This window comes from Pseudoalteromonas sp. ABE4_541, assembly GCF_056312285.1.
Genome location: NZ_JBSVEM010000013.1, coordinates 97,549 through 119,821, shown reverse-complemented (window position 1 = coordinate 119,821; position 22,273 = coordinate 97,549). Strand labels below are relative to the sequence as shown.

At 41.5% G+C, this 22,273-nt stretch carries 22 protein-coding genes; 8 read left to right on the top strand and 14 right to left on the bottom strand.

Annotation, left to right across the window (positions count from 1 at the left end; genetic code table 11):
* Positions 1–30: 30 nt before the first annotated feature.
* Both ACW689_RS13765 and ACW689_RS13760 read right to left on the bottom strand, forming a co-directional pair.
* Positions 31–546 carry an OmpH/Skp family outer membrane protein gene (locus tag ACW689_RS13765; RefSeq protein WP_476292298.1) on the bottom strand — a complete coding sequence of 172 codons (516 nt, stop codon included), beginning with the start codon at positions 544–546 and terminating at the stop codon, positions 31–33.
* Positions 547–912: 366 nt separating this feature from the next.
* Positions 913–2,694, bottom strand: coding sequence for a M61 family metallopeptidase (locus tag ACW689_RS13760; protein ID WP_476292296.1), 1,782 nt, complete (start codon positions 2,692–2,694; stop codon positions 913–915).
* A 182-nt stretch (positions 2,695–2,876) separates the two neighbouring features.
* On the opposite strand from ACW689_RS13760, the gene ACW689_RS13755 reads away from it, so the two are divergent.
* The 8 genes from ACW689_RS13755 (at position 2,877) to ilvN (ending at position 12,546) form a co-directional block, all read left to right on the top strand.
* The gene (locus ACW689_RS13755) at positions 2,877–4,427 is read left to right on the top strand and encodes a GGDEF domain-containing protein (protein WP_476292294.1); all 1,551 of its coding nucleotides are present in this window, start codon (positions 2,877–2,879) and stop codon (positions 4,425–4,427) included.
* 14 nt (positions 4,428–4,441) lie between these two features.
* On the top strand, positions 4,442–5,785 hold the full coding sequence (gene ppnN, locus ACW689_RS13750) for a nucleotide 5'-monophosphate nucleosidase PpnN (protein ID WP_476292292.1): 1,344 nt from the start codon (positions 4,442–4,444) through the stop codon (positions 5,783–5,785).
* Entirely contained in the window at positions 5,782–6,552 is a 771-nt protein-coding gene (gene xni, locus ACW689_RS13745) for a flap endonuclease Xni (protein ID WP_476292290.1), read from the top strand. Before ppnN ends, xni begins: the two co-directional genes overlap by 4 nt.
* Positions 6,553–6,637: 85 nt before the next feature.
* Positions 6,638–7,024: a DUF3192 domain-containing protein gene (locus ACW689_RS13740; protein ID WP_476292288.1), complete on the top strand. Its 387-nt coding sequence runs from the start codon at positions 6,638–6,640 to the stop codon at positions 7,022–7,024.
* Positions 7,024–8,715: a hypothetical protein gene (locus ACW689_RS13735; protein ID WP_476292286.1), complete on the top strand. Its 1,692-nt coding sequence runs from the start codon at positions 7,024–7,026 to the stop codon at positions 8,713–8,715. Before ACW689_RS13740 ends, ACW689_RS13735 begins: the two co-directional genes overlap by 1 nt.
* A gap of 231 nt (positions 8,716–8,946) precedes the next feature.
* Positions 8,947–9,954 carry an isocitrate dehydrogenase gene (locus ACW689_RS13730; protein ID WP_476292284.1) on the top strand — a complete coding sequence of 336 codons (1,008 nt, stop codon included), beginning with the start codon at positions 8,947–8,949 and terminating at the stop codon, positions 9,952–9,954.
* A 370-nt stretch (positions 9,955–10,324) separates the two neighbouring features.
* The gene (locus ACW689_RS13725; RefSeq protein ID WP_476292282.1) at positions 10,325–12,049 is read left to right on the top strand and encodes an acetolactate synthase 3 large subunit; all 1,725 of its coding nucleotides are present in this window, start codon (positions 10,325–10,327) and stop codon (positions 12,047–12,049) included.
* The gene (gene ilvN, locus ACW689_RS13720) at positions 12,049–12,546 is read left to right on the top strand and encodes an acetolactate synthase small subunit (RefSeq protein ID WP_476292280.1); all 498 of its coding nucleotides are present in this window, start codon (positions 12,049–12,051) and stop codon (positions 12,544–12,546) included. The genes ACW689_RS13725 and ilvN overlap by 1 nt, the downstream gene beginning before the upstream one ends.
* A gap of 66 nt (positions 12,547–12,612) precedes the next feature.
* Here ilvN and ACW689_RS13715 read toward each other — a convergent pair whose 3' ends face one another.
* The 12 genes from ACW689_RS13715 to ACW689_RS13660 all read right to left on the bottom strand — a co-directional run bounded on the left by ACW689_RS13715 (position 12,613) and on the right by ACW689_RS13660 (position 22,217).
* Complete coding sequence (locus ACW689_RS13715) at positions 12,613–12,888, bottom strand: HU family DNA-binding protein (RefSeq protein ID WP_476292278.1); 276 nt, start codon at positions 12,886–12,888, stop codon at positions 12,613–12,615.
* A 210-nt stretch (positions 12,889–13,098) separates the two neighbouring features.
* A complete protein-coding gene (locus tag ACW689_RS13710) occupies positions 13,099–13,590 on the bottom strand; it encodes a DUF2878 domain-containing protein (RefSeq protein ID WP_476292276.1) in 492 nt (163 codons plus the stop codon).
* On the bottom strand, positions 13,571–14,833 hold the full coding sequence (locus tag ACW689_RS13705; protein ID WP_476292274.1) for a class I SAM-dependent methyltransferase: 1,263 nt from the start codon (positions 14,831–14,833) through the stop codon (positions 13,571–13,573). Before ACW689_RS13705 ends, ACW689_RS13710 begins: the two co-directional genes overlap by 20 nt.
* 1 nt (position 14,834) lies before the next feature.
* Positions 14,835–15,572 (bottom strand): DUF1365 domain-containing protein, encoded by a 738-nt coding sequence (locus ACW689_RS13700; RefSeq protein WP_476292272.1) that lies wholly within the window; start codon positions 15,570–15,572, stop codon positions 14,835–14,837.
* The gene (locus ACW689_RS13695; RefSeq protein ID WP_476292270.1) at positions 15,572–16,825 is read right to left on the bottom strand and encodes an NAD(P)/FAD-dependent oxidoreductase; all 1,254 of its coding nucleotides are present in this window, start codon (positions 16,823–16,825) and stop codon (positions 15,572–15,574) included. Before ACW689_RS13695 ends, ACW689_RS13700 begins: the two co-directional genes overlap by 1 nt.
* Complete coding sequence (locus ACW689_RS13690; protein WP_476292268.1) at positions 16,822–17,532, bottom strand: SDR family NAD(P)-dependent oxidoreductase; 711 nt, start codon at positions 17,530–17,532, stop codon at positions 16,822–16,824. Before ACW689_RS13690 ends, ACW689_RS13695 begins: the two co-directional genes overlap by 4 nt.
* On the bottom strand, positions 17,532–17,957 hold the full coding sequence (locus ACW689_RS13685; RefSeq protein WP_476292266.1) for a nuclear transport factor 2 family protein: 426 nt from the start codon (positions 17,955–17,957) through the stop codon (positions 17,532–17,534). The genes ACW689_RS13690 and ACW689_RS13685 overlap by 1 nt, the downstream gene beginning before the upstream one ends.
* Before the next feature lie 2 nt (positions 17,958–17,959).
* Complete coding sequence (gene phrB / locus ACW689_RS13680; protein ID WP_476292264.1) at positions 17,960–19,342, bottom strand: deoxyribodipyrimidine photo-lyase; 1,383 nt, start codon at positions 19,340–19,342, stop codon at positions 17,960–17,962.
* Complete coding sequence (locus ACW689_RS13675; RefSeq protein WP_476292262.1) at positions 19,342–20,298, bottom strand: YbgA family protein; 957 nt, start codon at positions 20,296–20,298, stop codon at positions 19,342–19,344. The genes phrB and ACW689_RS13675 overlap by 1 nt, the downstream gene beginning before the upstream one ends.
* Positions 20,299–20,310: 12 nt before the next feature.
* Complete coding sequence (locus ACW689_RS13670; protein WP_476292260.1) at positions 20,311–20,964, bottom strand: ChrR family anti-sigma-E factor; 654 nt, start codon at positions 20,962–20,964, stop codon at positions 20,311–20,313.
* Positions 20,957–21,523 carry a sigma-70 family RNA polymerase sigma factor gene (locus ACW689_RS13665; protein WP_476292344.1) on the bottom strand — a complete coding sequence of 189 codons (567 nt, stop codon included), beginning with the start codon at positions 21,521–21,523 and terminating at the stop codon, positions 20,957–20,959. The genes ACW689_RS13670 and ACW689_RS13665 overlap by 8 nt, the downstream gene beginning before the upstream one ends.
* A gap of 118 nt (positions 21,524–21,641) precedes the next feature.
* Positions 21,642–22,217, bottom strand: a complete 576-nt coding sequence (locus ACW689_RS13660) for an LON peptidase substrate-binding domain-containing protein (protein ID WP_476292258.1) — start codon at positions 22,215–22,217, stop codon at positions 21,642–21,644.
* Positions 22,218–22,273: the final 56 nt, after the last annotated feature.

Here is a 22,273-nt window from a genome sequence, read left to right as displayed (position 1 = left end):
CAAAAAGTGTTGACCACTACACAATACCTGTCATAGTTTTTTTGCGGCAGCAAGGACCTCGTTGGTAATATCGATATTAGAGTCAGAAAAAACAACAGAACGCCTGCTAACAACAAGTTCAAATCCATTTTTCGCTGCAACCTGCATAACGATATGCCTAACTCGCTCTTCAATTACTTTAAATTCTTTCGAGCGATAATCGTTTATCATTTTCAGAATGTTACGCTCTTCTAATTGAATATCACGCATTTTAGAACGGATAGCTTCTTGCTCTTTTATTTTTTCCTTTTCTGAATAATAATCTTTAGTTATATCGAACATTTTTTGCATTTCACCAAGTTTTTTCTGCTCTTGTTTCAACTTGTCCATGCGAGATTGAGCCTCTTTAGGTAGCCTTTCTTTAAGCTCATTGACTTGAGGTAATTGGTGCATTACTTGTTCCATGTCAACGGCACCAATCTTTTGACCTGCAAATACCGGTATTGATGCTACGCTCAGTAAAACAAAAATAAGTAAACTATTTATCCATATATTCATTTTGTACATACGCTGCTCCTTATCAAAGTTAATTAAGAACAAGCATATAGGTTGCTAGGTATTTATCAAGCTCATGTAATGGCGTGTAATTTTCATCAAACGAATTACTGCATGCAAAAGGTATTGAGCATTTACTTTAAAGGTATTGAGCATTTACTTTATATAGATATTCACGCCTGGATGAAACATTGGACAGCTACTTTAAATTTACAGGATAACGAAAGAACAGGAACAGAGGCGAGCATATTTTGGTCAAGATAAGAGTAAGTAAAGGTGAGCCCTCAGCTTCAAAGACAAAAATCTGAAGCTGAGTTACAAGGTGACGTAGAGATAAACTTGAACCCCAGTTATCATAGCGCCCAAGTCCAATATCTGTTATTGAGCGATAGACGGATGCGCTACACCCATCCAAGCTTTGAACAACTTGCTTTGCTCTGCACTGGGTTTCGCAACCGCTTCAACGCGCTTTAATTTATCAAAGCCCGTATCAAGCACAACATTCGTACTCATAAGCTGGTCACGGCGGATAAAGTCAACTTTGACTTTGTCACCCCCCTTAAAATATGCCAGTGAATCTTCAAGCTTTGCTCTAACATGATGGCCATTAAACGCCACGATTTTATCGCCCGCAGTTAATCCAGCCTGCCAAGCCGAACTATTGCGCGCCACGTGGCTCAACTCAAATAGCTGTCCATTGTTTTTGCCTTGCACTGCCAAACGCGCAACCGTTTTTGCACCCTCAGGGTAAACATGCTCTAAGCCGACCTTCGCGAGTAACTTGTCAAAATCCAACGCTAGTGGTGAGTCAACATGTTCTTGCCACCAATCTGAATAATCGTGTCCAGAAACCTGCTTAAGAATGTTTTTAACATCTTCGCTCGTAAACGATTTAGGAAGCTTAAATTGATTGTACAGCGCCTTGTGTACATCGCGATAACTTACTTTTCCGTTTGTACGTTCAAGCAAATCAATATCCAAAGCCAGTGACACTAAAGACCCTTCAGAATAAATATTGGTGCTGAAGTTTTTACCATGATCGCCCCCTTGATTTATCCATTTGTCAAAGCTGGTTTGCGCCGCTGACTGCACTTCGCGGCCAGGTGTATGAAGGTGTCGGTTAATGCCTTTAGTCAAGGTTTTTAGAAATTCTTCCGTGGTCGTGATCCCTGCATTAATTAATAAATAGTCTTCTAAATAGCTCGTTGATCCCTCTGACAACCAAAGTAAGTCGCTATAATTTGGGTTAATGTAATCATATGGCACCAACCCTGCTGGTCGATAATTTTTTACGTTCCAAGTATGAATAAACTCATGGGCTGCTGTAGAGATAAACCCAACATAATCATCTCTTTTCGCAAAGGCGTCTCTATGGCGTTGAATAATGGTCGAATTTAAGTGTTCTGTTGCTCCTCGTGCGCCACTGGTTGCATGTACCATAAACACATAACGTTCAAACGGATAGTCATCCCATATCAAAGAGCCCGTTTTAACCAGCTTTTTTAAGTCCGATAACATGAGTGGCACATCATAATTACCATCTCCCCAAATAACCAGTTCGTATTCACGCCCATCGACCTTAAAGGTATGTAGCTGATTTATGCCAGTTTCGATGGGCGAATCAACTAAAATATCGTAATTATCCGCTTTGAAACTATGCTTGCCATCGGCATATTCCATGCCTGATACCGAACGCCAACCTTTAGGCACTTTCAATTCAACGTTTACAGGTTCCTGACGGAACGACTCTGAGAACATAAAAAAGCCTGAAGCATCAATGAAGGCGTGGCTATCATCAATATGACGAGCTCGCTTACCTAACTCATTACCATAAACTTGGTAGCTTAGGTTCACCTGCGCGGGTTCGGCTAAATGCACACGCCAAGTGCTTTTATCAATTTTATGCCATTTTAGCGCCTTCCCCGCATGATCTGTCGCATTAAAATAGCGGATACCATTGGCTAAGTTCAAAACTTCATAGCGTCCTGTGCGCCAATCTGGTAGCTTAATGTCTAAATGGGCTTGAGCTGTTTTAGGAAACGTAATTGACACATTTCCTAAGTGATGTTCAGGCTGCTCGATAAGAAGTTTATATTCAACGTCCGCCAAGGCACTCAAAGAAATAAAGCTAAGCGGAAAGAGTAGGTGTTTGTATTTCATATTATCGTCGTGAGTAATGCAAATTCGCTGTATAAGATAGCAAACCTCACCTTTGCTGTATCAAAAAACTCGGTGAATGCACAATATGCTTAGGTAACAGTAATATAAGCAAAATTCATCTACATTAAGTGTGTATTTGATATAAACTTAAAAAGTAATGAAATGAATGGAAGTAGTTAATATTGGTCAATAAAAACTCTGTGCAATTAGAAAAAAAACTAGAACGTACTATCAGTGCTCGTAAAGCGTTAGAGTCTGCACGTAAGCATCAAGTTGATGTTCTGTCACAATTTGCCGCCAAGCTTTCATTAAACTGTAAAGGCCAAGATGTTGCGCTCGACAACCAATTAGCCAAGTTTCGTCAAGCATTACATAAAGGCATGGATTTCGACGAGTTCGAGCCTCTCATTGAGGGCATGAATGAATCTCTAAAGCAACATGAAGCGCTTATTTCAGCCAACAATCGCATGTTGCAACAAAGTATTCTGCAAGCAGGTAAGCAACTGCAAAAGGTAAAAGGTTTACCAGCCGATGGGCGCAGAAAACTGCGTCATTTACTCGATCATGAATTAAACGATATTAGTAGCATCAGCGAATACATTCCTGTACTAGAAAAGCTCTCAAAGCTATATCAACATGCCTTGCAGGAAAAAATTTCCGCGGCAGGTATTGAAAGCGAGCCGACCGACAAGGTTAAGTCTCCTGAAATCGCCAATGAGCTATTAAATTTAGCGAACGAGCTGACTTTTGATGAAGACGTTTCTCAAGAAGTAAAAGCGATTAAAAACTGCATTTCTTTAAGTGATGATATTGACTCATTGCTTAATGCATCAGTGGCTATTATTCGTGTTATTGCTAAAAGCATTAGCCGTGAGAGACAATCCGCACAAGGCTTTTTAGTGTCTCTCAACCAAACACTTGAAGAGCTAAACAGTTCAATATTGGCCACAACCCAGCACACACAAAACGTTAACACAAAGCTGGCCGATCTAAACAAGCAGATTGAACTCAAGATTAAAAATCTCAATGCACAAACCCAAAAAGCAACGTCTATAGCCGAGCTTAAGTCGGTTGTAGATGGTGAGTTAAAACTTTTAAGCGAAGATTTGGTAGAACGTGAACGCATAGAGCAACAAGATAGGCAAGCACTCTACGACAGTTTTGAACAAATAAACGAGCGCATCAATGTACTTGAGTCAAAGGTCAACACCTACAAAAAACGTCTCTCAGAACAACGCGTTAGGAGCTTGCTAGACGGCTTGACTAAACTGCCGAATAGAACTGCATTTGATGACCGATTTAGTCAGGAGTTTCATTTGTATGGCATTCAAAAGTCAGATGTCACTTTGGTTGTTGTTGACGTGGACCATTTTAAGTCAATTAATGACAAGTACGGCCATAGCGCGGGTGACAAGACACTTCAAGTGATTGCCCGTGCGTTGAAAAAAGGCATACGTAAAACCGATTTTATTGCTAGATACGGCGGCGAAGAGTTTGTTATTTTAATGTCAGGTATGCATTTAGAGCATGCAAGGCAACCACTAGAAAAATTGCGAAACGCAATCAAGTCGATCCCTTTTAAGTTTAAAGAGACGCAAGTTCAAATCACCATATCTTTAGGTGCAACACAATTTAAAGATGGTGATACACCGCTGCTTGCATTTGATCGTGCAGACAGCGCACTTTACGAAGCAAAAAATAGCGGCCGAGACCGTTTATGTCTTCGTGAATAACAAGGAGAATGCCTATGCAAGTACAGTTAAATCCTACTGGCGTATTAAACCTGTTATCTCAATTAGAAGTAGACTTACTACAACAGTCATCTAACAGCGAGCGATATAGGCTGTTTAGAAACTGCGCGTTAGCCGTATTAAATGTAGGCAGCCATACCGACTCAAGTTCAGAAATTTATAATCGATATCAGGATTTTGATATCAAACTCATTGCCCGTGAACGTGGCATTAAAATTGAGCTGAGCAATCCGCCTGCAACCGCATTCGTTGACGGCGAAATTATTTTGGGTATTCACGAACATATTTTCTCTGTCATTAGAGACATTTTGTTTATTTGTCAGCGCCATCAAGAAAAAATAGATACGCCAAGAGAAATTACGCATATGGTGTTTGATATGCTGCGCAACGCTGATGCTTTGGAAGTAAACTCAGATCCCAACATCATCACTTGCTGGGGCGGCCACTCCATCAATGAAGTCGAATACAAATACACGAAAGAGGTGGGTTATCAGTTAGGCTTACGTGGTTTAAATATTTGTACAGGCTGTGGGCCCGGTGCTATGAAAGGCCCTATGAAAGGCGCAACGATTGGTCATGCTAAACAACGTATCACCAGTAACCGATATTTAGGTTTAACTGAACCAAGTATTATTGCCGCAGAGCCCCCCAACCCAATAGTAAACGAATTGGTAATTTTACCTGACATTGAAAAGCGCTTAGAAGCGTTTGTTCGAACTGCTCATGGTATTATCATCTTTCCTGGTGGTGCTGGCACAGCAGAAGAGTTACTGTATTTATTGGGTATTTTATTACACCCCGATAACGAAAAGCAGTGTTTACCTGTTATTTTAACTGGACCAAAAGAATCAGCACAGTATTTTGAAGAGATCTGTGCATTCGTAAAAAGTACGCTAGGAGAAGCCGCACTCGAGAAATTTGAAGTCGTCGTTGATGACGCTGAACTCGTTGCTAAAAAGCTTAAGTCTGGCATGACTAAGGTACGTGAATACAGAAAAGAAACCGGCGATGCTTATTACTTCAACTGGACGCTGAAGATAGATAATGAGTTTCAAATGCCATTTGCGCCAACACACGAAAATATGGCTGCGCTAGACTTGCATTTGAACCAACCAACTCAACAACTAGCAGCTAATTTGCGCCGCGCCTTCTCGGGAATTGTTGCAGGTAATGTTAAAGATGAAGGAATAAGTGCCATTAAAGAACATGGCCCTTACACCCTCACCGGTGATACATCGCTGATGAAAGATATGGATAAGCTACTGAAAGCCTTTGTAAAACAAGGTAGAATGAAGTTACCTGGTAGTAAATATATCCCTTGTTATCAAATTAAAGCATGAATCAAAAACTCGTCTTAATCGATGCGCTGAACCTTATTCGGCGCATTTTTGCTGTAGATGAACAACAAAGCTATCGCAGCGACAAACAAACCATAATTTCTTGTAAGAGCCGCGTTAGCCACGCAACTAAAAAGCTACTTAATCAAACCGAAGCAACACATGCCATCGCGGTTTTTGATGGTGAAAAAAGTTGGCGATATCACTACTACTCAAACTACAAACACAGCCGTAAACCAATGCCAAATTTGCTTGCTGAAAATTTAGAAGTGATCGCACAAGCGTTCATTGAGCATGGTGTCACCGTATACAAACCAGAGCAAGACGAAGCGGACGACATCATCGCAACATTAGCGAGTAAAGCACAAAAAGCCGATGTCGCTTCCATTATCATTTCAACCGATAAAGGGTTTTACCCCTTGCTTGGTGAGAAAGTCAGTATTTACGATTACTTTAAGCGCTCGTGGTTAACTGAACAGCAAATCTTGGAGCGTTTCGGAGTGAGCAAGCATCAGTTAATTGATTTTTGGGCATTAAGCGGGGATAAAACCAACGACATTCCAGGTGTGGCTGGTATTGGTCAAAAGTCAGCTCAAGCATTGATAGAACATTATCCTAATATAACTCAAGCCGTTGATGATCCCGAGTGTAAAACAGCGATTAAGAATAAATTAGTCGCAGGCATGGATAATTTCATTTTAAGCAAGAACTTAGTCCAGCTTCGCACCGATATTCATTTGGGTTTTAACATGCGAGCGCTCAGGCTATAAGGCATATTTAATGCATCTGTCGCAACAGAGTTTATCTGTTTAAGACCTTTGCTATACTCTCAGTCTACGTTTTAATGAGTTGTGTATGATCAAAAAAGTATTACAGTACATAGTGTTAGGTTTGGCGGTTTATGCAGCTATCGTAATGCTTGTCATCAATTTTTACAAAGATGACCCACAAGCCATGATCTGGCAAGACAGAGAAGCGTTTAATAATCGCTTTATCAGTAGATTGAAGCCTGATCAGGAAGTATTAGTGGGTGACGTATTGGAAACCTTAGGTAGCCCAGATCTTACCTATGTAAAACAAACGCCCGGTAAAATGCTACAAATCGTTTATTATCGTACGCAATTGTCAAAACCCGATGGTATCACCACAAAAGATGAATGTACGGGTTTACTATTCGAAAATGGCAAATTGATTTTGTGGGGTCCGGCCGCGAGCGTCGCCTATGAAAAGGCAACAGATTAATGTCTGAATTCATTGCTTCTCCAAAACATCTTAAGAGGCTATTTGAACATACGCATCAGACCTTACGTTTGTACTATAACAAAAACAAGTGGAGTGCGATTTACCCAACTCTCAGCCAATTAGCAGAACGTTTTGTGAAGACGTACCATGCTCAACCAAACGCGATGCACGCCCATTTACAGTTTTATGCCAGTGATCAGGGTTACACGACCAATCTTACCGTTAATCAATGTATTTTGGTTTGCGCATTTTGCAGCGCCCATGGCTATGATGAATATTTTACGGAAGAATTGATTATCGCCGCACTGAGCGATCATTTGTGTTGTTCAAATGAAACCAACAAAATGGCAAGAGGTGCGCGACTTTCCCCACAGGAAAACAAGCTAATCAAACTGAGACACCAATTTGCAATAAAAATGCTCGATAGCGCAAATGTGCCACAAGGCCAGCTCCAGCGCATTCTTTCTAGGCTAGACCCCTATAGCAAAGCGTTGACGGGCACTAATTTCATTCCTTTATACGACAACACCAGCATACTTGTAGCACTCGCTAAACGTATCGCTAAAGCGATTACGCCAAGGCCAAATGCCAAAACGTTTAACATAGTACAAGCTATAAAATCCTTGTATTTAGGCACCCATAGTCATTATGCACACATATCGTTAATGGCCTTGGCTAAGCAAGTTGCTAAATTCCCAGGAGGTGGGCTGGTAAGGTATAAAGGACAAAGTGCGCTTGTGCTATCAGCCGACCACAATGGCTACGTGCTGGCGCTACTGAACAACAATCAAGCCATGGGAATGCTCAAAACACGGCGCAAGTTTTCACCGGTATATAAACCCATTACCACGGGCGATAAAACCTTACTGTTCTCAATTTGGTTTAGCGAGCAGGTTCCATCACCGATTTACAAAACGACAACCAGCATGGACGCGTGGCAAGCGGTCACCAAACTTGGTAAAGAGCAGTTTTTAGAGTTTAAGCCAATTGAACGAGCTATAAAGCCCTTTCCTCAGGTAATAGAGGCCCTTCAAATGGCGGCACGTCAATATAACCGCCAAGGCCAAAAAGCTTCAACGCTTCGCCATTGTTTAACCATGGTAGGTTTGGATACCGCTGGATTACTCTGCCAACGCGTTTTGCTTGAGACGCTCATTAGTCAACTCAACCATCCATTTGCAAGTGATATATGGCATAAATACACACATATCAACAAAGTGATAGTTACACTGTTGAGCCGAACACAATCTGAGTTATTTGAATTTTTGCTAAGCCCTTTTACTATGGCGCTGTACTTTATTCTGTCCAACCACGCCTGCGAGATAATGCGTAAAGTCAAACCATGCCATGAAGATATTGACGACACACCAATATCAACTGCGAGAGTATTCGGTTTTAACCAATTCAATATTGATCAATTTTCTGAATTCACTAACACCTACTTTAAACACTCTACTGCACACCAGGCACTTTTGGCGTCAGAACATCAAAGTAAATCTTCACTTGATAAGAATGCGCAAACATTAGTAGTCGTAAAGCTACTTTGCATTTATACCCTTGGCGGAGCACAAAAGCTAAGCCCTTGGCAGCAGCAAGTTATTGACGACGTTCTTGCTCAATTCGAGTGGCCTTGCTTAGCAGCATTCTATGAAGAGTTTATGTCACATAGCCCCAGTTGCTGTATTGATTGAATAAAAATACGCCATCCGAGTTTGATATTTACACAATAAATACAATGCATAGCAAGCATAAATACTGTTTATATCTAATTAAGCATAACTGACTGGCATAAGTCCTGATAAATTGTTATAAAACGCGCTTAAATTTTCAAGCGAGCACACACCTTCCCTCTTTGTTTACTAAACTTCTCAAAAGTACCCATTGGGTGTGGTGTAATAATTTTTTTGATAAAGGAAACCAGAATGGCAAAGCAAACCATTACCGTAATTAAAGGCGACGGCATAGGTCCAAGCATTATTGATTCAGCAATTGAAATCTTAAACGCAGCCGGCTGTGATTTTGACTACGAATATGTTGATGCAGGTCTTGCAGCATTAGAAAAAACTGGCGAGTTACTTCCTAAAGACACGCTAGAAGTTATTGAAAAGAACAAGATCACGCTAAAAGGCCCTTTAACAACACCTGTTGGTGAAGGCTTCACTTCTATCAACGTAACGCTACGTAAGCAGTTTGGTTTATACGCTAACGTACGTCCAGTAAAGTCTTTCGCTGGCACTAAAGCTCGCTACGAAGACATTGACATCATCACTGTACGCGAAAACACGCAAGGCATGTATTCAGGTCTTGGCCAAGTTGTTTCAGAAGATGGCAATGAAGCAGAGGCGATGTCAAAGATCACCCGCGAAGGTGCTGAAAAGATCGTCACTTTTGCCTACGAACTCGCACGTCGTGAAGGCCGTAAGAAAGTAACAGCGGTTCACAAAGCGAACATTCTTAAGTCAACTTCAGGCCTTTTCCTTAAAGTTGCACGTGAAGTTGGCGAGCGTTACCCAGATATCGAATCTGCGGAAATGATCGTAGACGCGACATGCATGAAACTAGTGATGACGCCTGAAGAGTTTGACGTTATCGTTACAACTAACCTGTTCGGCGACATTTTATCTGACTTATGTGCAGGCCTTGTTGGCGGCCTAGGTATGGCACCAGGCGCAAATATTGGTGAAAACGCAGCGATCTTCGAAGCTGTTCACGGTAGTGCACCAGATATCGCTGGCAAAAACCTTGCTAACCCAACATCTGTCATTCTTGCATCTATCCAAATGCTAGAGTACTTAGGTATGGGTGAGACTGCTGAGCGCATTCGCAATGCTGTAGCTGATGTTATCAAGTCTGGTGATCGCACAACGCGTGACCTTGGTGGTAATCACGGCACGACAGACTTCACTCAAGCAGTGATTGAAAGACTATAATTGTCTCTGGGCTGGTTCATCCAGCCCAACCCTCCCTATCAAAAACTGCATAGAACCTCCTTTATCACGATTTTTATTGCAAAGAAAAGCCATAATTTTTCCTTCTGCCCCCTCCCTATATCTTTTTTATGCAATAGTTCAGAACTATCCTTGACATACTATTAAAAACAACATTTAATAACTTTTGTTAAAAACAAACAATTGCTACCAATAAATGAAACGTATTTTATCTAACCTACATGTGCTAGTCCTGGTCTTAACTTTAAGTCCAGCGGGGCCGTGTTGAGCAAATTTACGCTTTAACCCCGCAACTGCGGGGTTTTTTTTTGGTAAAAATCCAACAGGTAACACTACAAACTGAGGAATGAGGATGAAAACAGAGCAATTTAATGGCTCCGAGTTAGTAGTTAAAGCACTCGCCGCATTAAACGTTGAATATATTTTCGGTTATCCGGGAGGGTCTGTATTAGATCTATATGACGCACTTTTTCAACAAAACGAGATTGAGCATATCCTGGTGCGTCACGAACAGGCTGCAACACACATGGCTGATGGCTATGCCAGAGCAACTGGACAAGTGGGCGTCGTATTGGCCACATCAGGGCCAGGCGCAACGAACTGTGTCACAGGAATTGCAACAGCCTATATGGACTCGATCCCCATGGTTGTACTTTCAGGGCAAGTGCCTTCCAATTTGATTGGTGACGATGCATTCCAAGAAACCGATATCGTCGGCTGCTCTAGACCTATCGTAAAGCATAGCTTCAATTGCCGCGATGCAGGGCAAATCCCAACCGTACTAGCAAAAGCATTTTACTTAGCAAGCACTGGGCGTCCAGGACCTGTTGTTGTAGAACTCCCTAAAGATATTCTCAACCCACAGCTTAAGTTTGACTATACGATGCCTTCCTCTATAGAAATGCGCACTTACAATCCAAACGTTAAAGGCCATCCAAAGCAAATAAAAAAAGCGGTTGAAGCCATTTTAGATGCTAAGCGACTCGTAATTTATTCGGGCGGAGGTATTGTTTTATCTAACACATCAACCCAACTTACCGAACTAGTTGAAACGCTGAACGCGCCGATCACCAACACACTGATGGGACTAGGCGGGATAAGTGGCACACATCCTAACTTCATTGGTATGCTCGGCATGCATGGTAACCTTGAAGCAAACAAAGCAATGGCTAACGCAGACGTGATCTTAGCTTTGGGCGCACGATTTGATGATCGGGTAACCAATAACGTTAATAAATTCTGCCCTAACGCTAAAATCGTCCATGTTGATGTAGACCCGACTTCAATCTCAAAAACTATCAAAGCACACATCCCTGTGGTTGGCTGCTTGGCCACTGTACTAGAGCAATTACAAAGTGCGATAGATAAGAGTTCGAGCCGAATCGATAGAAGTGCACAGGAAGAATGGTGGCAACAAATTACACAATGGCGTGCACAAAAGTGTTTATCATACGAGCGAGAAGCAGATTCGATCAAACCACAAACTGTAATTGAAAAAGTGTACGAAATCACTAATGGCGACGCATACGTTTGTTCCGACGTTGGCCAACACCAAATGTTCGCAGCACAATATTATCCGTTTAAAAAACCCCGTCAGTGGATCAATTCTGGTGGATTAGGGACTATGGGCTTTGGCTTGCCCGCTGCCATGGGCGTTAAGTTGGCTTTTCCACAAGACCATGTGGTATGCGTAACGGGTGACGGCTCTATTCAAATGAACATTCAAGAGCTTTCAACCTGTTTACAATATGGCTTAGCTGTGAAAATCGTGTCGCTTAATAACCGCTCATTAGGCATGGTACGTCAATGGCAAGACATGATGTACGGTGGTCGCCACTCAAGCTCATACATGGAGTCATTACCCGACTTTGTAGCGCTTGCACAAAGTTATGGACATATGGGCATACGTGTTGACCATCCGAGTGAACTTGATGCTGCACTAGAAAAAGCATTCTCTATTACGGATAGATTAGTATTTCTCGACATTCGTGTGGATGAAAAAGAACACGTTTACCCAATGCAAATTAAACTAGGTGCCGTTGATGACATGTGGCTTAAAAAGGGAGTAAAAGCATAATGCGCAGAATATTAAGTATCTTACTAGAAAACGAACCAGGCTCACTGTCTCGTATTGTTGGCCTATTTTCACAGCGCGCCTACAACATTGACAGTTTAACGGTGGGCACAACGGCAGACAATACTCTATCGCGTATCACGATTACAACCCACGGTGATGACCGTGTGGTTGAGCAAATTACCAAACAGGTAAACAAATTGGTCGATGTACTCAAAATTGTCGACCTAACAGAAATGCCACACATAGAGCGGGAGCTTTTACTTGTAAAGGTATTTGCTAAAGATGAGACTACCAGAGCCGCTGTGACGCGTATCGCAGATGTATTTCAAGGCTCTATTATCGATATGGGTAAGCAAAGTTATACATTACAACTTTTAAGTAATGCTGAGCGATTAGAAGCGTTTTTAGATATGCTACGTCACGAAAGTGATATAATTGAGCTAGTTCGTTCTGGTGCCGTAGGCATTGGACGTGGTGACAAAGCGCTCAAAGGTTAATTGCTAAATTATAGGCAAAACAAAGGGACCTAATGGTCCCTTTGTTATATGAACTTTTCAACCGTATTATGGGTTTACTTGATCTTTTAAGCCTTTGCCTGCTTTGAAGCTAGGAATATTCGCCGCAGAAATTTGGATTTCAGCACCTGTTTGTGGGTTACGGCCTGTACGTGCCGCACGCTCTTTCACTGAGAATGTACCAAAACCAACCAGTGCAACTGAATCACCTTCTTTTAAAGAATTGGTTACGGCACCAGTAAAGGCGTCTAATGCGCGCGCTGCCGCTGCCTTTGAAATTTCAGCGTCTGCTGCCATCTTTTCAACTAGTTGAGCTTTATTCATTATTAGATTCCTATTCATTTAATATTTTGCCTAAGCAAAACCTATGTTTATGCATTTTGGTTCGATGTGCAACCATTAACTGCCTAATTTAACCAAAAAGTGTTCTAAGTCAGATATGGCGTGCGCTTGTAGCACTTAATACACTCACTAACCAAGCATTTACAAACTAGCAAGCACTGATACATTACGCAATAGTTAACTGTGGTTAATTTAGCTTTTTGTGAATATACAATCATAAATCATGATTATAAATAAGGTACAAACGACCCAAATAATCGAAAAAACAAAATAGAACTGATACATTGAGGGGATTATTTCGAACACACCAAACTTACTGCCCGCAATATAACTAAGTGGGGCGAAAGCCCCAAACACGGCCGCCCCAGCGCGTTTAGGAAGAATCATTGCCTTGCGTAAAGAGCTGTTGAAAGTGAGTATTAACGCTACCCACAAAATACACAACCAAAGAGGTACAACATCACTGGGATGTCTAATTAAGTCACTATACACAGCTATAAATTCAACCGAAATACCTATAGGTAAACAAGCTAAAACTAGTTTAATTTGTTGCTTTTTATTCTTGTGTGTAAAAAAGATCCCGATACAAAGTAATCCCATCCACCATACTGCTTGATTTTGATAAAAAAGCGCCAAAAACCAGCAAGCCTGAAATAACCCAAAGTTAATAATTAAGGGCAGCATTGCATTGACTTGACATGTACTTTTGCTTGCGTGCGACTAAGTGTACCGTACTCGTTGCACGTTGTTTAAAGGCGCCTTCGCAGTAACACAAGTAAAACTCCCATAATCGATAAAATCGTTGGTCAAACTTAGCCCTATCGAGATTTGGCCAAGCCTGTCTGAATCGTTTGTACCAATCATTTAGCGTTCGAGCATAATGTAAACCAATGTCGCTTATCTGATGTACGACCATATTTGTATTAGCGCATATCTGCTTATTCAGCTCAGTGACAGAAGGCAAACAACCACCTGGAAATATATATTGCTGAATAAAGTCCGATTGCTTCAAATAATGTTTGTAACGCTGACAAGCAATAGTAATTGCTTGGATCAGCATCACACCATTATCTTTTATTAATGAATCGCATTTTTGAAAGAAACTAGGCAAGAATTCATGGCCAACAGCTTCAATCATCTCTATGGAAACAAGCTTATCGTACTGACCTTCTAGATCTCGATAGTCCTTTTTCAACAAAGTAATCTTATCCTGTAACCCTAATTCGCTGACCTTTTTCTCCACATAGCGGAACTGCTCTTCAGAGATAGTTGTTGTAGTGACATGACAGCCGTAGTTTTGTGCAGCGTAAATTGCAAAAGCGCCCCACCCGGTGCCGATTTCTATCACATGGTCACTTTCATTTAGGTCAATTTGCTCACAAATCGTATTTAATTTATGCGCTTGTGCTTGCTCAAGTGTGCTCTGCTCACTTGGATAAATAGCGCTCGAGTAAAGCATTTCTTCACTCAAAAATGCACTATACAGGTCATTACCTAAATCATAATGCGCTACTATGTTCTTTTTCGAACCCGCCTGAGTATTTTTATTCTTTATGTGTTTAAACTTGTTAACTAACCCAGTTACAAACGCGAACTTGCGCTCGAAAGCATCTAACTGAGCCTGATTTCTTGCGAAAATTTCAATCAGCGTGGTTAAATTAGAGCAGCGCCAGTACCCTTCTATATAAGCTTGCCCAGCGCCAACACTACCGCCAAGCGCAAATAATTTAAACATGGCTGGGTCTAAAACGGTCACTGTACAACTAAGCTCACTGCTCGCTTTACCGTACTCAAACACCTGCTCACCCATCACTACCTTCAAGTGGCCGTCTTCGATGCTTTCAAAAGCTGAAAACACAAGTTTGCTATACACTTTGTCTAACCATGACAATGAAAATTGTGATTCTAATAAAGTGGTATTTTCCATGTTAAATCCCCGGGTGCCCAACAAACGGCACTTTTTTCAAAAACAGTCTTAACGCCTGCCAATAAATACCTTTAAAGATAGAAAGCGTCATCGCAGGAAAACGCTTTAGCAAGCCTTTTACATTTTCCTTGCTCAACTCACTGCGCTTCAATCTCAAAGTAGCGTCAAATACACGCTCATTATCATCGCGTTTATTTGCGATATGGATCAGCGCATTTGTATCTGGCACATTCACTTTCCAGTGATAATTCATTTCAAGATCCATAAAAGGAGATACGTGAAAAGACTTTTTAAAGTTCACTTTTTTATGCAGCTTGACCAAATAGCAATGACATTCGTTCCATGGTGTGTTGCTCACCTCTGCTAGCATATGTTGATATTGACCCTGTTCATCTTGGCAAAAGTAAAAGTTAACAGGGCTGAAATAAATACCAAAACATCGTAACTGACACAACATCATGACCTTAGCTATTTCGCCTTGATAACCAAGCGTTTTACTCGCCTGCACAACACGCTCTTTTAACGTGCCGTGGTAATACTGTAAATAGTCACTTTGTACAAATTTGAGCGGTTTAAAACCCTTTGTACCTAGCAGCGTTGGATGAATATTGTCGAGTAACGCAAGCTCATCAAGATCTAACCAGGCCATGTAGATTGGATAATTAAAATCATGAACTTGAGGGACAAACCGTCGATGACGGATATCTCCAATGTACAAAGCACTGTTTAGCGCTTCCATTAGAATTCAACACCCAATTGCTTAGCAACATCTACTGCACTTTTTACACCATCTTCATGAAAGCCATTAAACCAATACGCGCCGCAAAAGTAGGAATTGTTTTTCCCGTCAATCAATGATTTTTTCTTCTGAGCAGCAATGCTGTAACGATTGAAAACCGGATGATGGTAGGTGAAACGACGGAGCACGGCGTTCTCATCAATGCCACAATCACAGTTTAGCGTGACACAGAATGTAGCTTCACTTTGTACGCCCTGCAAAATATTCATGTTGTATGTAACCACAGCGGCCTTGTCAGTATGTTCGTTGAGTAAATAATTCCAACTTGCCCAAGCACCATTGCGCTTAGGTAAAATGCTTTCATCTGTATGCAATACTACCGAATTTGCTGTGTAAGGGATGGCGCCAAGCACAAGCTGTTCATCTTCACTTGGGCTGTCTATTAGTGCCAAAGCTTGATCTGAATGACAGGCGAAAACCACTTTATCAAATTCGTGGCGTTCGCCATTTGCCATGACAATAGACACACCGTGAATGTCTCGTTTTACGGTTTTAATATCAGCGTTTAACTTGATTTTGTCTTTGAACTTTTCAATAAGCGGCGCAATGTATTCTCGAGACCCCCCTGGTATCACGTACCATTGCGGACGATTAGTCACATCTAACAACCCATGGTTATAGAAAAAGCGTACAAAAAACTCAACTTCAAAGTGTTCCATTTCTTTAATACTGCTAGACCAAATAGCAGCGCCCATCGGCAAAATATAGTGCATCTTGAAAAAATCATTAAAGCGGTGCTGAGCGAGCAAGTCACCTAAAGTGTAGTCGCTTTGATAGTCACCACTGGCATACATCGCCTTACATATTTTATTAAAGCGAATAATGTCGTAAAGCAGGCGCCAAAATTTAGGACGGATAACATTACGCTTTTGCGCGAACAAACTAGTAAACGTGTGACCATTGTACTCAAAGTCGGTATCGGCGCGTTTAACACTAAAGCTCATTTGTGTAGGCTGACGCTCTACACCCAAACGCGCTAACAACCTCTCAAAATTGGGATAAGTTCGATCATTAAATACAATAAACCCAGTATCAATGGCGTACTGTTCGCCATTTAACTCAACATCAACTGTCGCCGTATGTCCGCCGATATAGTCATTCTTCTCGAATACGGTAATATCGTACTGCTCATTTAATAAATACGCAGCACTCATTCCGGAAATACCAGAACCAATGATTGCTATTTTTTTCAAGTTCTTATTCCTTTTGCTAAGGTATACCACACACTACTTGGTAGCAGCTGCAACAGCTTGAGCAGATATGTAAAGCGCTTTGGAAAATGAATTTCTCTGTCCCTTTTCGCTATGCCTTTAGAAATCGCCTCAACCGCTTCTTCAACCGTAATAGCCATCGGCATAGGAAAATCGTTTTTCGCGGTCAATGGCGTTTTTACAAAACCCGGATGTACAACACTCACATCGATATCTTCTAAGTCTACAGATAAAGTTTTTGCCAAATAACTCACAGCGGCCTTTGACGCGCCATAGGCTTGCGCTCTAGGTAAAGGTAAAAACGAAGCGCTGGAGCTAACTACAACCAACTGCCCCCCCTCCTTCACTTTGGGTAATAGCACCTCTAAACAATAACCAATCGACAATAGGTTGACGTCTATCACTCTTTTAAACAGTGCACTGTCAAAGTTTCTAGCGTCATCAATGTACTCGCAATTGCCAGCATTGAGTATTAGAACATCCAAGCCCTCGATATGAGTACAGGCCTGCTTTATCGAATTAATGTCTGTGACATCAAACTCAAGGGCATCAATATTGTTGGATTGAGATAGCGCTTCAAGTGCCTCTTGATTTCGACCACACGCAAGTACCTTGGCATTGCTCGAATAGTGTTTTGCTAGGCCCAACCCAATTCCAGATGTCGCGCCAGTTATGAGTATTTTTTTCATCACTGGGTTGCCCTTTTGTCTATAAAACCAATCACATTCTTCAATATAGGCACTTGTCGATAAACCATTGCAGCCGAGTCAAAATAATCTTGATGATATACAACTTTGTTGTCCAAAAAGGATAGTTTGCTGTGACCTTCAACGCTTATCTCTTTTCCACCATTAAGCTTTCTGTGTCGAAATCGCATAGTCCAATATAAAAAACCATTGTCATCAATACTATAAGCATCATGAATAGCAAATTCTATTTCACTTACGTTGGCATACATATTCGAAAAGTAATGTGTCAGATCATGCAACCCACTTACCTCATGCAATGGATCTCGAAACACGATGTCGCCGTGGTATACGTCTTTAAGTGGTGACAAGTTGTTCGTATTTAACTTGCCGTACATATCAATAAAACGTTCAATGATCGGATGCATTTTTAAACCTTAAAAGCGTCAAGTGCCCTCGCTCGCGCCGTTTTATGGTCAACAATGGCGCTTACGTATTGTGTACCTTGTTTAAGAGCCAAGTAATCATGCGGAAAGTGAATATATTTACTTGGAATATCAACAAGCTCTGGAACATACTTACGTATAAACTCGCCATCAGGATCAAACTTTTCGCTTTGCGTGATTGGATTAAAAATCCGGAAATAGGGCTGAGCGTCACACCCAGTACTCGCGGCCCATTGCCAGCCACCATTATTGCTAGCAAGATCACCGTCAATTAGGTGGCGCATAAAATATTGCTCTCCCTTTCGCCAATCTATCAGCAAATGCTTGGTTAAGAAGCTTGCGACTATCATACGTAAACGGTTGTGCATCCAACCCGTTTGATTTAATTGCCGCATCGCAGCATCTACAATCGGATAACCAGTTTTACCTTCACACCAAGCTTTAAATTGAACCTCATCTTCTCGCCAGGAGACAGAGTCATATTTTTCGTTAAAATTAAAATGCTTACACAATCGGGGGAAAGTAATAATTAAGTGACGATAAAATTCACGCCAAATAAGCTCATTAACCCAACAAAAATCAGCATGCGTCGTATTTTGCAAAATATCAGGGTTATAAAACTGTAATTGCGCCAACAACTGTTTAGTAGAAACAACCCCAAGTGCAAGATAGGGGCTCAAACCTGAGGTACCTTTAATTGCTGGAAAATCCCTAACTGCTTGATAGCTTGAACACTTGCTTTCAATAAAATGTCTAACCACTTTGGCGATGCGCTCATCGTCCACAGGCCATTTATGTGAGCACCCATCACCTTGCAAACATGCTGGCGCTTGCCACGCAATTGGTTTTTCAAGTTTGGCTTTTGGCCAACTTTGTATCACGAAGCTCTCGGCCTCAAAGCGTTTTAGCCATGTTTTTTTGAATGGCGTAAACACCTTAAACATCTCGCCACTTTTTGTCACAACACTGTGCGGCGGGGCAATTAAATCACCGTCAAACAATGTTAATTCAATACCACATTTAGAACAGTCGCCGTCTCTTTGCCGTTCATTTACCTCATACTCGGCATTAGCAAATACTCGGTTGGTTTTAAGCTGTTCACAAAATTGCTTTAGTGCAACAGGCACAGCTTTAAAGTCTTCCACATTTTGTACATGAAGTTTAATGCCGTAATTAGCCAACGCCTCTCCTAACCAGACCACTCTTCGTTTTAATAAATCGATCTGGATTGGCGCTGCATCGTGCTCATGCCATTGCTTTTCACACACAAAAAAAAGTGCCTCTGTGGCACCTTGGTTGACTGCTTCAATAAGGGCTTCGTTTGCAAAAAAACGCAAATCCCTTCTAAACCAAAATACAGGCGCCATTAAATACCAAACCTCAGCTTTAGTTCGTTCGGGTAAGGGTCAAAGTACACTTGCTGTGCAAGATATTCGTTTGGATGCACGGTTAAGTGATGCTTCAACAGCGTCAGCGGCACGTACAATGGAACTAAGCCTTGTCTGTACTGTTCAATGGCCGTACACAATTCTTGCTTTTCGACCTTTGACAAATCGTTTTTAAAATAGCCCTGAAGATGGGTCAGTGTGTTCGTTTGATTTTTGCGTGACGCAGGCTTACTCAGTGCTTTCATCAAACCCGATATGTACTCATGCTTAACTTGCTCCAAAGGCATTTGCGACGCTTGCGCCAGTAATCGACCAAGCTGTCTGTACAACTGATAATTGTGACTCATAACAAGATACTTATGTTTGGCATGAAATTGCGTCAGCTCATGTAAACCAATTTCTTGTTCATTCAGAGTTTGCCAACTTTTATACACATAAACTCTGAGTACGAAGTTTTCGCGCAAGTGCATATCATTCAAACGACCATTCTCTTCGCAAGGTAACAATGGGTTGTTATCCATAATCTGTTGCGCAAAAAATCCGACGCCTTCAGACGTATTGCCTGTCCCCGCTTCGTTGTAGATTTTAACTCGCTCCATACCGCAGCTTGGACTTTTAGCGCAAAAAATAAACCCAGACAGCTTTTCTGCGTATTCATGAGCTACTCGCTTCCCATATTCACTCAACTGAGGCCCTACATCACCTGAGCCGTCAGGGCGACACACCTTAATGGTATCACCTACTTTAACTTGGCGAATGGTTGGCCTAGGGATAGGCAAACCAACCGCTACTTCAGGACAAAACCTAACGTATTCGACATGATTAACAAATTCATCCATACAGAAATTGGAACGCTTATGTCCTGTATCAAAACGAACTTTCTCACCAGTAAGGCAGGCGCTAATCCCAATTTTCATCGAAGACGACTTTTCCATTTTGACTCCAAGCTAGTAAATCAGATTTCCGATTGGGTTAAGTAGTTTGCTCAGACCTTTATTAAAATGTAGAGCACTGTTTACCACGGTAAAGCACAAACACCCGTCAGCCGTTTTTGGTGAATGATTATGCCGTGCATCACGCCATATAAAATCACCGGGTACGTATGAGCCATCTTCGTCAGAAAACTCCCCATCCAATAGTAGCGTTAACTCAAATCCGGTATGCGTATGCTCTGGGATCTCTCCGCCTTTGTCGATTTGAAGCAAGCTTGCACGCACATCACCATCATCAACCTGCATGCGTGCTCTAGCCAGTTTTCCAACATGCACAAACGCGCTGCGTTGGGTGTTGCCAATCGCTCTGGGTAACACTGCAACTTTATCTTGGTATTCAAGTTGTGTCGGTTGATATACTTTGAGCTGTTCGACTTCCTCGTCTGACGTAATGAAGTCGAACATGTCTGAAAACTCGTTTGATGAACTCTGTTCTTCTGTAGCATCTACAAAGGCTTCTGCTGCCTGCGATGCCTCGTACATTTCAACTTTTCCACGACAACATTCACATAACTCAATATGGGCTGAGACAGCAATACTCAGTGATGCTGGTAGTGCACCTTGACTAAACTGTAATAAAAATTGCTCCGATGGATGATGCTTAATCATTACTCTCTCCCATTTCAGCGCGAAGTTTTTGCAAAGCAAGCCTTAATCTGGATTTGACCGTACCGACTGGAATATTGAGATGCTCTGCAAGTTGTTCCTGCGACATCTCTTGAAAATAAACGCCTTTTACAACTTCTTGTTGCGCTCTTGGTAATTTACTAATGTATTTTTTAATTTGCTGGTCTTGCAAGTGGTCCTGAAAGTCATCATCACAAGCTTGTTCATCTTGCAATAGAGGCCAAATATCTTCACTCAAGTGCTCTTCTTTGTTACTTTTCATTTTCCGCAAAGTGTCGAAAGAAGCATTCCTCATAACCGTGTAAACCCAAGTCGTTGCAGCCCCTTTATCAGGGTGATATAAGTGCGCCTTTCTCCAAACCGAAGTTAAAGTATCTTGAACAAGCTCCATTGCCAGAGCTTCATTGCCAAATTGCTTTATACCAAAGCGCTTTATTTTTGGAGCAAAGTACTCGAATATTTTCGCAAAAGCGCGCTTGTCTCGACTATTTGCAACTTCACAAAGTGCATCCGACAAAGCCTGAGTTGGCAATTGATCCATATTTTTTTGATTTCCCGCTTGAAGGTGAGCTGCCTCAGTGGGTGCGTGTTCAACCATAGCTAGATATCTCTTCATACTTGTGACGTTGGTATCTATACGAGAGCACAGCCCATTCAGATCACTGTTGTTGATACAAAACAGTATGGATGAAATCGACCACTTGATCAAAGTTTACAGATGAACAAAGCTTTTGTTTTTCTTCAATATTTAATGGCATTAGCTCTAACCATCGGCTCGTTACCCAAATAGCATCATCAAACCTTTTTTCCCTGTAGAGCTCATCAATGTGTGGATTCTGGTTGAATACATCTGACAGCATTTCTCCCATATCGCGAATAAGCTGGGGGTCTTGTAATTCTTCATCAGCCCAAAGAGGATGACGATTTTCGACGATATGGCCATACCTGAGTTTTTTGTGATCTTGATAAGGGCTTGAAATCGTCACTCGGTAGTTTGCGTAAACGTCAATGAGCAGCTGTCCAGACTCATCTTGCGAGAAATCTACTACCTCAACGTAAACACCGTCTTCGGGTACATTTAATTCACTATTTTTGTCAAACTGACATAGCACAAAACCATGCTCGTTTTTTAGAGCTTCACTCACCATTTCAAGATAACGAGGCTCAAATATTCTTAATTTTGTGTATCCTTCTGGCAATACAAAAACCGGAAGTGGAAAAATAGCGCAATTCATAAAAACCCAAAGTTAATACCCATCATGCAATTAATTACGCAATTATCCAAAGTTAC

Coding starts and splice junctions, on each gene's coding strand:
- ACW689_RS13760 (WP_476292296.1), bottom strand. CDS start 2,694: ATGAAATACAAACACCTACTCTTTCCGCTTAGCTTTATTTCTTTGAGT.
- ACW689_RS13675 (WP_476292262.1), bottom strand. CDS start 20,298: ATGGAAAAGTCGTCTTCGATGAAAATTGGGATTAGCGCCTGCCTTACT.
- ACW689_RS13740 (WP_476292288.1), top strand. CDS start 6,638: ATGATCAAAAAAGTATTACAGTACATAGTGTTAGGTTTGGCGGTTTAT.
- ACW689_RS13725 (WP_476292282.1), top strand. CDS start 10,325: ATGAAAACAGAGCAATTTAATGGCTCCGAGTTAGTAGTTAAAGCACTC.
- ACW689_RS13690 (WP_476292268.1), bottom strand. CDS start 17,532: ATGAAAAAAATACTCATAACTGGCGCGACATCTGGAATTGGGTTGGGC.
- ACW689_RS13730 (WP_476292284.1), top strand. CDS start 8,947: ATGGCAAAGCAAACCATTACCGTAATTAAAGGCGACGGCATAGGTCCA.
- ACW689_RS13735 (WP_476292286.1), top strand. CDS start 7,024: ATGTCTGAATTCATTGCTTCTCCAAAACATCTTAAGAGGCTATTTGAA.
- ACW689_RS13700 (WP_476292272.1), bottom strand. CDS start 15,572: ATGGAAGCGCTAAACAGTGCTTTGTACATTGGAGATATCCGTCATCGA.
- ACW689_RS13710 (WP_476292276.1), bottom strand. CDS start 13,590: ATGCTGCCCTTAATTATTAACTTTGGGTTATTTCAGGCTTGCTGGTTT.
- ACW689_RS13685 (WP_476292266.1), bottom strand. CDS start 17,957: ATGCATCCGATCATTGAACGTTTTATTGATATGTACGGCAAGTTAAAT.
- ilvN (WP_476292280.1), top strand. CDS start 12,049: ATGCGCAGAATATTAAGTATCTTACTAGAAAACGAACCAGGCTCACTG.
- xni (WP_476292290.1), top strand. CDS start 5,782: ATGAATCAAAAACTCGTCTTAATCGATGCGCTGAACCTTATTCGGCGC.
- ACW689_RS13665 (WP_476292344.1), bottom strand. CDS start 21,523: ATGGATCAATTGCCAACTCAGGCTTTGTCGGATGCACTTTGTGAAGTT.
- ppnN (WP_476292292.1), top strand. CDS start 4,442: ATGCAAGTACAGTTAAATCCTACTGGCGTATTAAACCTGTTATCTCAA.
- ACW689_RS13705 (WP_476292274.1), bottom strand. CDS start 14,833: ATGGAAAATACCACTTTATTAGAATCACAATTTTCATTGTCATGGTTA.
- ACW689_RS13765 (WP_476292298.1), bottom strand. CDS start 546: ATGTACAAAATGAATATATGGATAAATAGTTTACTTATTTTTGTTTTA.
- ACW689_RS13670 (WP_476292260.1), bottom strand. CDS start 20,964: ATGATTAAGCATCATCCATCGGAGCAATTTTTATTACAGTTTAGTCAA.
- ACW689_RS13660 (WP_476292258.1), bottom strand. CDS start 22,217: ATGAATTGCGCTATTTTTCCACTTCCGGTTTTTGTATTGCCAGAAGGA.
- ACW689_RS13715 (WP_476292278.1), bottom strand. CDS start 12,888: ATGAATAAAGCTCAACTAGTTGAAAAGATGGCAGCAGACGCTGAAATT.
- phrB (WP_476292264.1), bottom strand. CDS start 19,342: ATGGCGCCTGTATTTTGGTTTAGAAGGGATTTGCGTTTTTTTGCAAAC.